The organism is Flavobacterium sp. TS_SC_5, assembly GCF_056156265.1.
Genome location: NZ_CM149588.1, coordinates 1,627,606 through 1,641,162 on the forward strand (window position 1 = coordinate 1,627,606; position 13,557 = coordinate 1,641,162).

Annotated in this window: 9 protein-coding genes; 7 read left to right on the forward strand and 2 right to left on the reverse strand. The window is 34.8% G+C overall.

What is annotated here, in order from left to right; genetic code table 11:
• Positions 1-31 precede the first annotated feature (31 nt).
• Together AC0J6S_RS07080 and AC0J6S_RS07085 are read right to left on the reverse strand one after the other, a co-directional pair.
• Positions 32-1,291: a triple tyrosine motif-containing protein gene (locus AC0J6S_RS07080; RefSeq protein ID WP_474956066.1), complete on the reverse strand. Its 1,260-nt coding sequence runs from the start codon at positions 1,289-1,291 to the stop codon at positions 32-34.
• Between the two features lie 136 nt (positions 1,292-1,427).
• Positions 1,428-2,903 carry a ligand-binding sensor domain-containing protein gene (locus AC0J6S_RS07085; RefSeq protein ID WP_474956067.1) on the reverse strand — a complete coding sequence of 492 codons (1,476 nt, stop codon included), beginning with the start codon at positions 2,901-2,903 and terminating at the stop codon, positions 1,428-1,430.
• A gap of 349 nt (positions 2,904-3,252) precedes the next feature.
• Between AC0J6S_RS07085 and AC0J6S_RS07090 the strand changes: the two genes are divergently transcribed.
• From AC0J6S_RS07090 to AC0J6S_RS07120, 7 genes are all read left to right on the forward strand, one after another.
• A complete protein-coding gene (locus AC0J6S_RS07090) occupies positions 3,253-6,363 on the forward strand; it encodes a SusC/RagA family TonB-linked outer membrane protein (RefSeq protein ID WP_474956068.1) in 3,111 nt (1,036 codons plus the stop codon).
• Positions 6,364-6,377: 14 nt separating this feature from the next.
• Positions 6,378-7,886: a RagB/SusD family nutrient uptake outer membrane protein gene (locus AC0J6S_RS07095; protein WP_474956069.1), complete on the forward strand. Its 1,509-nt coding sequence runs from the start codon at positions 6,378-6,380 to the stop codon at positions 7,884-7,886.
• A gap of 14 nt (positions 7,887-7,900) precedes the next feature.
• A complete protein-coding gene (locus tag AC0J6S_RS07100) occupies positions 7,901-8,998 on the forward strand; it encodes a hypothetical protein (RefSeq protein ID WP_474956070.1) in 1,098 nt (365 codons plus the stop codon).
• A gap of 8 nt (positions 8,999-9,006) precedes the next feature.
• Complete coding sequence (locus tag AC0J6S_RS07105) at positions 9,007-9,963, forward strand: hypothetical protein (protein ID WP_474956071.1); 957 nt, start codon at positions 9,007-9,009, stop codon at positions 9,961-9,963.
• A gap of 79 nt (positions 9,964-10,042) precedes the next feature.
• Positions 10,043-11,131 carry a family 16 glycosylhydrolase gene (locus AC0J6S_RS07110; protein ID WP_474956072.1) on the forward strand — a complete coding sequence of 363 codons (1,089 nt, stop codon included), beginning with the start codon at positions 10,043-10,045 and terminating at the stop codon, positions 11,129-11,131.
• A 92-nt stretch (positions 11,132-11,223) separates the two neighbouring features.
• Positions 11,224-11,931: an endonuclease/exonuclease/phosphatase family protein gene (locus AC0J6S_RS07115; RefSeq protein ID WP_474956073.1), complete on the forward strand. Its 708-nt coding sequence runs from the start codon at positions 11,224-11,226 to the stop codon at positions 11,929-11,931.
• 140 nt (positions 11,932-12,071) lie between these two features.
• A complete protein-coding gene (locus AC0J6S_RS07120; RefSeq protein WP_474956074.1) occupies positions 12,072-13,535 on the forward strand; it encodes a glycoside hydrolase family 30 protein in 1,464 nt (487 codons plus the stop codon).
• Positions 13,536-13,557: the final 22 nt, after the last annotated feature.

The following is a 13,557-nucleotide window of genomic DNA, read 5'->3' on the forward strand; positions in this document are numbered from 1 at the left end:
ACGATTTATTTTGATGGCATTTTTAGTTCTATTAAATACTCATTAGAAATCCTATAAGATTTTCTTTTTTGTTTAATTCTAGTTTTTTTCTTAATCGGTAACGGGCTAACTCTACTCCGCCACTGGAAATATTCATGATTTCGGCAATTTCTTTAGTAGACATGTTCATCAATAAATAAGTTGATAAATCCAGTTCTCGTGGAGATATTGTTGGATACTTTTCTTTTAGTCTTTTTAGGAAATCAAAATGGACATTTTTTATGTGTTTTTCCAAGTCTTTCCAGCTTTTGTCTGCATTTACCTCCTTCGTGATGCTTTTGTTCAACTTTGTAAATTGGAATTTAGTGGAATCATCAAAGGATTCGACATTGATATCTTTTAATTTATAAATTATTCCGTTCAGGATTTTGTTCTTCTTAACTACTTGCAACGAGTTATTGACTAATTCTTTATCCTTTGCTAAAATCTTAATTTGCAATTTGTCATTTTTTAATTTTTCAATTTCTTTCTCTAATTCATATTGTTCTTGTCTTATTTTGGATTCTTTTTCTAGGTATAATCTTCGTTGTTCGATAGTTTCGTAGTATTTATTTTTTCGAATTTTTATTTTTATTCTGTTTCTAATGAAGAATATTGAAGCAACAATAATCAAAACGTAAAATAAATAGGCTAAAAAATGCCGGTAAAAGGGGGGTGAAACGGTAAAAGTGGCAAGAGTTTCCTCAGATTGGATTCCGTAACTGTTTCTAACCTTCAATTTCATGGTGTAATCACCTTCTTTAAGATTAGTATATTCTTTTATGGCAGCTGTGGACCAATTGCTCCATCGGTCATCAAATCCTTCCAGCTGATAGGAAAATTCTATATTTTCCAGATTTTCATAAGTCGGGGAGGAGAATGTGAATTTTACTTGATTTGAAGCGTATGGAATTTTAAGTTTTTCAATCTTGATTTTTCCATTTCCTAAAAGTATAGTATCTCCAGGATAGGAAAAACTCCGGATAAACGCCTTGGGTTTTGTAACTAGATAATTAGATAGTTTAGTGTTATAGTGCGCTAAACCATCATTTAAACCTATGAATATGTTCTCGGGATCTAGTGTGTTTATAGATAAGTAATTATTAACCAAATTACCCGTTAAATTTGAAAATGGAGTCAAGTTGTTTTTATATCTTCCATTCGGGCTTTTCATTAATACACCCAATGATTCATTAAACAGGTACCAAATATTACCGTAATTATCCTCTGATAAGGAATAGATTTTTGGAATTTCCTTAAATAATGTGCTCATTTTTTTATCCTCAAAAAACAAGTCTTGTTCTTGGGAGTATTTATAAAAACGATTTTTTGTCTGAAAGTAAATAGTGTTTTTTATGCGCTGGATACTTCCAATTCCTGAAACTGAATTTGATAAATTCTTATGTGTTTTAATTGATTTGAATTTTTTTTAAATCTTCTGTAATTCTCATTTGGTAGATTAATTCATCTTTTTTTAGCCATAAATTATTTTCATCTATTTCAAATGTGTTGGCTGATTTATCAAAACCATCAATTTGGTTTTTATATTCCAAGCTATTTGCCGTTTTTTCAAATACAGTAAAACCGTTATAACTAGAGCCAATTATGTAACTTGGACGATTTGGGATTGACTGAAACCCAAAATGACCTTTATTGTTTAAGGTTTTAACCACTTTTTCGCCCAGTATTAGTAACGCACCTCTATTGTGTGCGCATATTAATTGGTCATCAATTACTTGGATGTTCCATGCTTGTCCAGTAGTTCCTTCGACAAGTGTGAATTTGTTTTCTTTTATAGTGTTGTTCCAAGAATGATAGAAAAGACCCTGATTCGTCGCCACATAAAGATTTCCTTTGTAAATAACAGAGGCGTAAACGGTGCTCAAACCAAAACTAAACCCAAAATAGGTAAACGGAGAATTTTCATTTATAAAGGCAATTCCGTTGTCCAATCCCAGCCATAGATTGTTCTTATTGTCAATGAAAGAGGTAAGAACCGTGTTGTTTTGAAGTCCTTTTTGATGATTGATGTGTTGAATTATTTTACCGTTTAAATCGCAAATAATAACACCGTCTAAAACAGAATTCAGCACGATGAACTTATCCTTTATTGTGACTCCGCCCAGAGAACTATTCTTTTTAATGAAAATATTAGCTTCCGTATTCCATGATGTCATTTTTTCTCCGTCATACAAATACAATCCTTTATCTAAAGTCGTAATGAGTATTTTATTTTCAGGCAAAGGAAACATTCCCCAAATCTCGGTATTGTTTAATGTTGTTGAACCTTTCAAAGGTTGTAATTGTCCGTTTTCATATTTCATTATGCCTTTAGAAACATCCTGAAAATAAAGTTGTTTTTTAATTTGAAATGAAAATTGGAATCTATCAGGTGCTTCAAGTAATGTGAGATTATTTTTTTTGAAAATATAGGCTCTTGCAAAAGATTGGAAAATAACTTCATTGCCTTCAATGTGTATTTTCCAGATGAAGTCAATTGTTTTAATGTTTTCACGGTTTACCAATTTTGAAATGGAAAAATAAATTAGTTTTCCTTTTGAATCGGATTCGAAGTAACCAAATTCATCGTAACCGCCAACAAATATTTTCCCGGAGTCACCAATTTTTAAACATCTAATAGCGGAAAAATTCGGTAAAGTATATTTTCGCCAAGTAGAACCGTCAAATTGAAACAAGCCATTATTATTTGCAAAGTACATATTGCCGTTTTTGTCTTGGTCAATATTCCAGTTTTGGGTGCCTCCTTTGTAATCTGTCCTTTTGTAATTTCTGATTTCTGGTAAACCAATATTTTTTATTTGGCCATAAGTAGCAAAAGAAGATAGAATCAGAAAAATTAGGGTGTGAAGTTTAGAAAATTTCATGATTGGAGCCTGTATATACTGCGTTGATAATTGTTTGTAAAAGGATGATGTGTAGTATTTATAAATGCACAGCTATTGAGTTGTATTTTAATTAATTCTATAAATAAAGTGCAATATTTATTTATTTTATAAATGTAGTGGTTTTAATTTAAATTAACATTTAAATAACAATTATAAAAAATATTTAAACTGTTAATTAGCAAGTGTTTATAATTTATTTGATGTGTTTTTGTTAAGTAATAAAAAAGTGTTTGATGTGTTTTTGTAGTAAATAATTAAAATGAATATAGAAAAAATAGTGCTACTATTGCTTCAAATTACTAATTAATTAACCAAAATTTTTAGAAATATGAAATTTACAAAACTGTTTGTTTTTTGTCTTTTATCTATTCTATTCTCAGTTTACGCACAAGCACAAGATGTTACGGTAAACGGAAAAGTATACGATGAAAACGGACTTCCAATCCCTGGAGTCTCTATTTTAATTAAAGGAACATCTAAAGCTGTAGCAACAGATTTTGATGGAAATTATCAAATTAAGGCTGATTCAAAAGGTACTTTAGAGTTTAGCTATTTAGGCTACATCACCTCAAAAGAAGCTATTAACGGAAGAAGCCGAGTTGATGTTAGACTTAAACGTTCAACTGAAAGCTTACAAGAAGTTGTCGTAGTAGGTTACGGAACTCAAAAGAAAAGTGTTGTTACTGGAGCAATTTCCAGTGTAAAAGCAAAAGATCTAGAGAAAGTACCAAATGGTCGTATCGAGCAAGCTTTACAGGGAAGAGTTTCTGGTGTTACTATCGCTGCCAGTTCAGGTCAGCCAGGTTCCGCATCTACAATACGCGTGAGGGGGGTAACTACTTTTGGCGATGGCGGTAATAATCCACTTTGGGTTGTTGACGGTGTTGTCGTAGATGGCGGTGGAATAGGATTCCTTAATCAATCAGACATAGAGTCGATTGAGGTTCTTAAAGATGCTGCTTCTGCTGCAATTTATGGTACGCGTGCTGCAACAGGAGTAATTTTGGTGACAACCAAAAAAGGAAAATCAGGAAAAATTTCTGTTAACTACAATGGGTTTTCAGGTTTTTCTGCACCAGAAAAAACTTTAAATTTATTGAATGCCACACAATATGGCGCTTTGTTAAATGAAAAATCAGTTGCTGCCGGCGGACCAGCCATATTTCCTAACTTATCTACTTTAGGTGTTGGTACAGACTGGCAAAAAGCGATTTTTAACAATAGTGCTTTTCGTTACTCTCATGAGTTAAGTATTAGTGGAGGAAATGATGTTTCTAATTTTTACGCTTCTTTTGGACTTCAAGACCAAGAAGGGATTGTTTCTACAGAAATATCAAACTTTACTAAAAAGAATTTCCGTTTGAACTCCACACATAAAATATCTAAAATATTTACTTTCGGTCAAACTTTGGGTTTTTCTAGACAAAAAACAATTGGTATTGGAAATACAAACAGTGAATTTGGGGGGCCGTTAAGTTCAGTAATTAACTTAGATCCAACTACTCCTTTGATAGAAACAGACCCTGTAAAAGCGAATAATGCACCTTACAGTACTAATCCTGTCATTCGTGCTTCAAATGGAAATCCTTATGGAATTTCGAGTTTAGTAGGTCAAGAAATGACGAATCCTTTGGCGTATGCCAAAACTAGATTAGGAAGTTATAGCACTGCAGATGATATCGTAGGAAATACTTATTTAGAAGCAGCTATTACCAAACACATCAAAGTAAGATCAACTCTCGGAGCAAAATTGTCTACTTGGGGTGGACAGGGATTTACGCCAGTGTTCTATTTGAGTGCGACTTCAAATGTGCTTAAAAATAACTACAGTAAAAATGAAAATAAGAGTTTTGCATGGAATATTGAAAATATATTGACTTACAATAACCAGTTTGGGAATCATAATGTTACTGTTTTATTAGGCCAAGGTTCTTATGTTGATAATATTGGTGGAGGTCTTGGTGCTACATTATTTGGTTTACCAGTGACTAATTACCGCGACGCATCTTTCAATTTTGATATTCCGCAATCTGACAGAAGTAGTTATACTTATGATGCTACAGAGCACAAATTGACGTCTTTATTCTCACGTGTGAATTATGATTACAAAGAAAAATATTTATTTACAGGGATTATTCGTCGCGATGGTTCGAGTCGTTTTGGAGGAAATAATAAATTTGGTGTATTTCCATCGTTTAATTTAGGTTGGGTTTTGACCAAAGAAGATTTTTGGAAAGAAAGCACAGTACTTAATACCTTTAAAATACGAGGTGGATATGGAGTTGTTGGAAATGATGCCATACCGGATTTTAGATATCTTTCTCTAGTTGAAGGGGGTTATAATTATTCTTTTGGTAACTCAGGAGCAATTACTACTGGTTATGCTAACCTTACACTTGACAATCCAGATTTGAGATGGGAGGAAACTTCTCAAGCAAATGTTGGTTTCGAATCGAAATTTTTTAATGACATCAGTCTTACTGTAGACTTGTACAAAAAATCTACTAAAGGGATTTTACGTCCTATAAACATACCAGGTTATGTTGGTGTTACTTCAAGCCCAATTGGAAATGTAGCTGATATGGATAATAGAGGAATCGAGGTTGAATTAGGGTATAAAAAAACTTTTGGAGATTTTAATTTTTCTGTAAATGGAAATGTTGCTTACTTAGAAAATAAAGTTACTTATGTGGCAGCAGATTCTAATTATTTAGTGGGTGATGCTTCTTTTCAATCTATGGGAGCTGTGACAAGAACGCAAGTCGGACAATCGTATAATTCATTTTACGGATTCAGAACGGCTGGTATTTTTCAAAACCAAGCAGAAATTAATGCTTATACAAATTCATCAGGTGGGTTAATTCAGCCAAGTGCACGTCCAGGAGATTTCCGTTGGGTGGATACAGATGGTAATGGTTCAATTGGAGATGATGACAAACAATTTTTAGGAAGTAATATTCCAAAATACACTTTTGGTTTGACATTAAATTTAGATTATAAAAACTTCGATTTGATGGCATTTGCTCAGGGAGCTGCAGGAAATAAAATTTTCCAAGGTTTGCGTAGACTTGATGTAGGAAATGCAAACTATCAAACAATTGCTTTAAGCAGATGGACAGGTGAAGGGACTTCAAATGATTATCCTAGGCTTACTAATGATGATGCCAATGGTAATTTCGGAAAAATGTCGAATTTTTATTTAGAGGATGGAGATTACCTTAGATTGAAGTTAGTTCAACTTGGATATTCATTGCCCAGTAATGTAGTGAGTAAAATTGGGGCAAATAAAGTACGCTTTTATTTAACTGCCGAGAACTTATTGACTATAACTAAATATACGGGTTACGATCCTGAAATTGGTGGCGGTGTATTCGGAATAGATAAAGGAATTTATCCACAAGCAAGAACATTTATGCTTGGAGCTAACGTACAATTTTAATACAATCAACAATTATGAAAACGATACAATTCAAATATTTATTTATTGCAGCAGCTGTGGTTTCATTCGGTTCTTGTTCTGAAGAATTTGTCGAAGTAAAACCACAAGGTTCTTTTCTTTCAGAAAATTATTATGCAAATCAAGATCAGGCTACGGCCGCTCTTGTGGGAGTTTATGATCCAATCAGAAAAAATTCTAGTGGTTTTGAAAACATGATTGCGATGATGAATTCTGGTTCAGATGATCATTTTGCTGGTGGCGGTGGTCCAACTGATGGAGCTGGAATCCAAGGTTTTTCAACGCATACACTGACGCCAACCATTATCCCGGGAAGTTTTTGGAACGATTATTATCAAGGTATTTTTAGAGCGAACACTTTGTTGTTGAAATTACCGGGTGTTGTAATGCCAGATAATGTGAAAGCGCGATTTTCAGGAGAATCAAAAGCATTGAGAGCGATGTATTATTTCAACTTGGTTAGGTTGTTTAAGAATGTTCCATTGTTATTGGATCCTTTGACAGCTACTAATATGTATGAAGTTGAACAAGCGACATCAGAAGCCGTCTATGCTCAAATAGAGAAAGATTTGATTGATGCAATAGCCACTTTACCAACAACTGTTCCTCCTGATACGGAATCTGGACGTCTTACAAAAGGTGCTGCACAAGCTTTGCTTGGAAAAGTGTATTTACAAGAAGGTAAAAAAGTCGAAGCAGCTGCTATTCTAGCCTTAGTAAATGGTACGCCGGGAGTAACAAATCAATATGGTAATAAATTATTGACCAATTTTAATGATTTATGGGTAGTTTCTAATAAGTTTAATACCGAGTCACTTATTGAAGTTTCTCATACCAGTGCCGGTAATTCGGATTGGGGTTTCTGGGGTTCTGGAAGAGACGAAGGGAATTCCTTGAACGTTATGGTAGGACCAAGAAGTTATTCAAGACCAGCAGGTTCTACAGCGCCTGATTTACCATCAGGATGGAGTTTTGGTATAATCACACAAGATTTATATGATGCGATTAAGTTAGATCCAAGATTTGGAGCTACAATATTAGATTTGAAAGCTCTGAAAGCTGCCGGTAAAGCAAATTATATTGGCGGATATCAAGATACTGGTTATTTCTTAAACAAATTTCTTCCTCGAAAAGAAGATGTAAGAACCGGTGGTGGAGCCGCAGAATTGAATTACAGACAAAATTCGTACATCATTAGATTAGCTGATACGTATTTGATGGAAGCAGAAGCATTAGGCTCAGGAGCAAGGGCTCAAGCATTACTTGACGCAGTTAGATCAAGAGTTGGTTTGCCTTCTGTTCCGGTTACACTTGCAGCCATTAAAAATGAAAGAAGAATGGAACTTGCTGGTGAAGGGCACCGATTTTTCGATCTTGTTCGATGGGGTGATGCAGCTACAAAGTTATCAAACAGAGGTTTTGTTGCCGGTAAAGATGAAATTTTCCCTATACCAATAAGAGAACTTCAAGGAACCAAATTAAAACAAAACCTAGGCTATAATTAATAAAAGATAAAATTATGAAAAAGATAAAATTAATTTTCAGCTTTATACTAGTACAGCTTGTAGCTATAAGTTGTAACGTGGAGGGAATTAGCGACGATACGGCTCTTTTGGGAACAGAATCATCTGCTAATCTCAATAAGATATTTGATGTTAGCACTGATAATTCAGGAAAAGTAATAATAACCCCAACAGCTGATGGTGCTGTTTCTTTCAAAGTAGAATATGGTCACGGAACCGCATCGTCAGTTGCAGTGAAACCCGGCGCTAGTACAACCCATGTTTATCCAGAAGGGGAATATACAGTAAAAATCACTGCGACATCAATTTCTGGAGCGACAACTGAACAAACATTCCCGTTAGGTGTTGTATATAGAGCACCTGAAAACTTAGTTGTTACTTTAAATAAAAGCGTTCACAATTTAAAAGTAAAAGCCAAAGCAGATTATGCAAAATCGTATTTAGTTTATTTTGGGGATGTTACTAATGAAGTAGGTACGCCACTAGCTACTGGTGGAGAAGTTTCTCATGATTATGCAGTAGCCGGAACTTATAATGTAAAAGTTGTTGCATTAAGCGGTGGCGTAGCCAAAACTGAAAAAACGACATCAACAATTATTTACAATGCTTACGGGTTGCCAATCACCTATGAATTAGCGACTCAAAATTACGGAGTTGGCGGAACTTTTGGCGGAATTTCAACAGCAGTAGTGGCAAATCCTTTTCCATCAGGATTAAACACTAGCGCAACTGTTTGGATGTACACAAAAACTACCGGAGCAGAAACCTGGAGCGGAACCTATTCTCCTTTAGAATCTCCAATAGATTTTGCAACAGGAAAAAAAATCAAATTATTGATGTATACAACAGAAGTTGGTAAAAGTCTAAATTTAGAATTAGAATGGGCTGTAGGCGGAAAACCCGCTAATGGTGTTGCGGTTTTAAAAGTAGCCAATACTGTAGCCAATTCTTGGCATGAATTAGTCTTTGATTTCAGTACAATTGCAGCAATTCCGGCTAATGCCAAATTTACTCAACTTGTATTTAGATACAATGATTCATCAAAAGGATTAGGAGAAGTAATTTATATAGACAATATTAGATTAACTAATTAAAAAAAAATATGAAAACAAATATCAAATATATTTTAGGGCTTTTCATAGTAGCACTAACATTTATAAGCTGTAACGAAGAAGAATATAGTTTGGGGGAGTTATCGGCACCTGCAAATGTTGTAATAAATACTGAGGTTGTCGGAGTAGATGCAACCCATCCAAATGGTGACGGGTCAGGAAACGTAAAAATTTCAGTAACAGGAGACAATGTTCTTTCATATAAAATTGATTATGACGCCAATACTCCATTGGATTTGGTGCATTTATCAATGGGTATGACCACTAAAAAATACACTTCTCTTGGTATAAACGCCTATAGAATAACTGTTGTAGCTTATGGCAAAGGTGGATCTTCTACCAATGTTACTAAAGAAGTTACCGTAAGAAGTGATTTTACCGTTGCTCCGGAAATTGCTACTGCATTAACTAATAATGCTTCAAAAAAGTGGATAGTAGATAAAAGTGTAGCAGGGCATATTGGCGTAGGTCCTTGGAACGTTGCTTCGATCAGACCTGAATGGTGGGCTGGAGGTGTTAATGAAAAAGTAGCTTCTGCAAATTGTTTTTACACGGCCACTTTTACTTTTGCTAAAGTTGCTTCTTCGGGAACATACTCCTTGCAAGTTGCTACTCCGGACGGTGCATTTACAAAAACAGGTTCACTAACAACTCTTCCGGGTATTCCGGGTTCAGGAGGTGAAGAATGTTATAATTATGGCGGCGGAACTTCTGCTTTTAGTTTTATACCAGCATCGTCGGGTGCACCGGTAGTAATGGCTAATGCTAATAATTCGACTTCGACTCAAACCAGTATATTACTGTCTGGTGTTGATACTTTCATTGGTTATGGAGCAGTTCAAAAAGAATATGAAATTTTGGTCATAACACCAACTTATCTATATGTTCGTGTACAAGGAACTGAAACTGGAAATGCTTGGTATCTAAAATTGAAACCGGCACTATAATAAATCATAAAATAAAGCTCAGAATAATTAAAAGTTCTGAGCTTTATTTTAAGCATTAAATATAAATAGCTTTTAAAAGATGAGGAATAATCGGGTGCTTCAATTTTCGAAAAATAAGAATTATATGTTTTTATTGGCTTTGGCTAATTTTTTCATGTTGTTTTCATGCAGTGGTAGCAATAATAGTGAAGATGGAACACTAACTGCACCTTCAAATCTTTCGGTTGTAGCGACAGTAGTTGGAGTAACAACACAAAATCCAAACGGCTATGGAAGCGGAACAGTGAATTTTCACCTCAGTGCGACTAATGCCACTTCCTATAAAATTTCACTTGGTAATGGAGAAACTAAAGAGTTAACAAATGGAAGTTTTACTTACACTTATACGACAGCGGGTACAAATACCTATGTTATATATGTGTCAGCATATAATTCAGGACAATTTGTTTCTTCCACTATTTCAGTAACGGTTTTCGTAGGTTCTGCTTTAGTTTGGTCAGATGAGTTTAATATAAATGGTGCTCCCGATAGTTCAAAATGGGGTTATGATTTAGGCGCAGGTGGCTGGGGAAATAACGAATCCCAATATTACACAAACAGGCCGGAAAACGTAATTGTTCAAGATGGTTTATTAAAAATTAAAACGCTAAAAGAAAGTTTCAGTGGAAGCAATTATACTTCGGCTCGAATTCTTTCAAAAGATAAATTTTCGTTTAAATACGGAAGAGTGGAAATTAGAGCAAAACTGGCTTTGGGTGCCGGAACTTGGTCTGCTTTATGGATGTTAGGAAGTAACATAAGTACAGCTGGATGGCCTGCATGTGGAGAAGTAGATATTATGGAACATGTTGGCAACAGCCAAAACAGGGTTCATGGTTCCTTGCATTCTCCGGGACGTTCAGGAAACACGCCTGATACAAGTACGGTTATGGTTCCTAATGCTTCAGCTGAGTTTCATGTTTATTCGATAGATTGGTCAGCAACATCCATTAAGTTTTATGTTGACAGTCAGTTATTTTATACCTTTATAAATTTGGCTAGTCTTCCTTTTAATCAGAATTTTTTCTTGATCATAAACAATGCAATGGGAGGAAATTTTGGTGGAGCAATAGATCCTAATTTTACGTCTTCCACTTTTGAGGTAGATTATATTAGGGTTTCTAAATAATATGGTTTTTGTTTAGTTAGGTCTTCATTGAGAGCTTCTGTTTGTAAGTTGGATAGAAGCTCAGATGGAGAATATTAATTTAAAATAGCATTATGAATCAGGTAAAAAAAATAATTGTTTCAGTAGTTTTTCTGCTAATGGGAGTTTTTTCCAATGCTCAAACATTGAAAGTGATAACCTATAATATTCGCTTAGATGTTGATAGTGATGGAACTAATGCTTGGCCTTTGAGGAAAGATTATTTCATTTCTCAAATTCAATTTTACAATCCTGATATTTTTGGAGTCCAAGAAGCAAAACCCAATCAGGTTATTGATATTTCAAAAGCACTTTTAGAATACAATAATGTAGGTGTTGGAAGAGACGGAATTGGACAAGGAGAATCGTCTAATATTTTTTATAAAAAAGAAAAATTTACGGTCAAAGAAAGCAATACATTCTGGCTTTCTGCAACGCCAAATACAATTTCAAAAGGTTGGGACGCTGCCTACAATAGAGTTTGTACGTACGCACTGTTCAAGGATTTGAAAACAAAAAAACTCTTTTGGCTTTTTAATACCCATTTGGACCACATTGGTGAACAAGCCAGAACCAAAGGAATTGAATTAATTCTTTCGAAAATAAAGGAAGTGAACACTAAAAATTATCCTGTAATTCTGATGGGAGATTTAAACTCAGAACCTCAAGAAGACAGAATACTACTGCTTAAAAAAGCAATGGATGACACCAGAGAAGTTTCGATAGAAAAGCCTTTTGGCCTTCAGGAACATTTAACAATTTTAAACACAACGAACCCGTAACTAAATTGATTGACTATATTTTTATTTCTAAAAATAGTGTTTTTAAAGTTAAAAAATATGCCGTTTTGAGCGATTCAAAAGACTTGAAATACCCATCAGATCATTTACCGGTTTATATTGAAATAAACTTGAAATAAATTATGAACACTATAAAAAATACTATGAAGTTTTTAGTTGTACTAACCCTTACGTTGCTTATGTCAAAATGTTCTCCGTCTGGAGATACAGTGGATCCGGCTCCAGCGCCAACTCCCAATCCGCCAGCAGCAGTTACAAATGAAGTGGATTTTTGGTTGACCAAAGGCAATCAAAGTGTGATGCTTCAAAAGCAAATTTCAGTTTTAGCGTTTGGAACCACGGTAAATAACTACGCAAATATTGAGGTTGATGATGCAAAAACGTTTCAAACAATCGATGGTTTCGGATATACTTTAACGGGAGGAAGCGCTCAGGTTATCAATCAGTTAAATTCGCAAAAGCGACAAGAATTATTAAAAGAATTGTTTGGTTCTGATGCTAATTCTATTGCCATAAGTTATTTAAGAATCAGTATTGGTGCATCAGATTTGAATGCTGCGCCTTTTACATATGACGATTTACCAAGCGGACAAATAGATGTAAATCTGGACAATTTCAGTTTGGCACCAGATAAAGCGGATTTGATTCCAATGCTAAAAGAAATTGTGGCAATCAATCCAAATATTAAAATTATGGCAACGCCATGGTCCCCACCGGTTTGGATGAAAGATAATTCTAGTTTTATTGGCGGAAGCTTGAAACCGGAATATTATGCTGTTTACGCAAAATATTTTGTGAAATACATCCAAACAATGAAAGCTGAAGGAATAACCATTGATGCTGTTACGCCTCAAAACGAACCGCTTCATCCGGGTAATAATCCAAGTATGTTGATGCTCGCATTGCAACAGGCTGAGTTTATAAAAAATCATTTAGGTCCAGCTTTTAAAGCGGCAAATTTGTCGACCAAAATCGTGGCATACGACCATAATTGCAACAAACCCGAATATCCTATTGAAGTACTAAATGATCCAGAAGCAAATCCTTACGTTGACGGTTCTGCTTTTCATTTGTATGAAGGTGATATCAGCGCGTTGTCTACAGTTCATAATGCCTTCCCAAATAAAAATATCTATTTTACAGAGCAATACACCTCGTCTACGGGCAGTTTTGATGGCGATTTAAAATGGCATGTCAAAAATGTAATCATCGGTTCGATGCGAAATTGGAGCAAAACAGCATTGGAATGGAACCTAGCAAATAACGCTTCTTTTGGACCAAATACTCCCGGCGGTTGTACCACTTGCAAAGGCGCATTGACTATTAACAGCAGTGATAGTTTTACCAGAAATGTAGGGTATTATATCATTGCCCACGCCTCTAAATTTGTTCCTGCAGGTTCGGTGAGAATTTCAAGTACTATTAGCGGTAATTTGAATTCTGTGGCTTTTAAAACACCTGGCGGGAAAAAAGTTTTAATTGTTGAAAATGATGGGAATACTTCCGAAATTTTTAATATTAAACAGAATGGAAAATGGATAACAACTTCACTGGAAGCAGGTTCAGTAGGAACATACATTTGGTAATATAAAATAGTATAATAATACT

Coding starts and splice junctions, on each gene's coding strand:
- AC0J6S_RS07080 (WP_474956066.1), bottom strand. CDS start 1,291: ATGAGCACATTATTTAAGGAAATTCCAAAAATCTATTCCTTATCAGAG.
- AC0J6S_RS07085 (WP_474956067.1), bottom strand. CDS start 2,903: ATGAAATTTTCTAAACTTCACACCCTAATTTTTCTGATTCTATCTTCT.
- AC0J6S_RS07090 (WP_474956068.1), top strand. CDS start 3,253: ATGAAATTTACAAAACTGTTTGTTTTTTGTCTTTTATCTATTCTATTC.
- AC0J6S_RS07095 (WP_474956069.1), top strand. CDS start 6,378: ATGAAAACGATACAATTCAAATATTTATTTATTGCAGCAGCTGTGGTT.
- AC0J6S_RS07100 (WP_474956070.1), top strand. CDS start 7,901: ATGAAAAAGATAAAATTAATTTTCAGCTTTATACTAGTACAGCTTGTA.
- AC0J6S_RS07105 (WP_474956071.1), top strand. CDS start 9,007: ATGAAAACAAATATCAAATATATTTTAGGGCTTTTCATAGTAGCACTA.
- AC0J6S_RS07110 (WP_474956072.1), top strand. CDS start 10,043: ATGAGGAATAATCGGGTGCTTCAATTTTCGAAAAATAAGAATTATATG.
- AC0J6S_RS07115 (WP_474956073.1), top strand. CDS start 11,224: ATGAATCAGGTAAAAAAAATAATTGTTTCAGTAGTTTTTCTGCTAATG.
- AC0J6S_RS07120 (WP_474956074.1), top strand. CDS start 12,072: ATGAACACTATAAAAAATACTATGAAGTTTTTAGTTGTACTAACCCTT.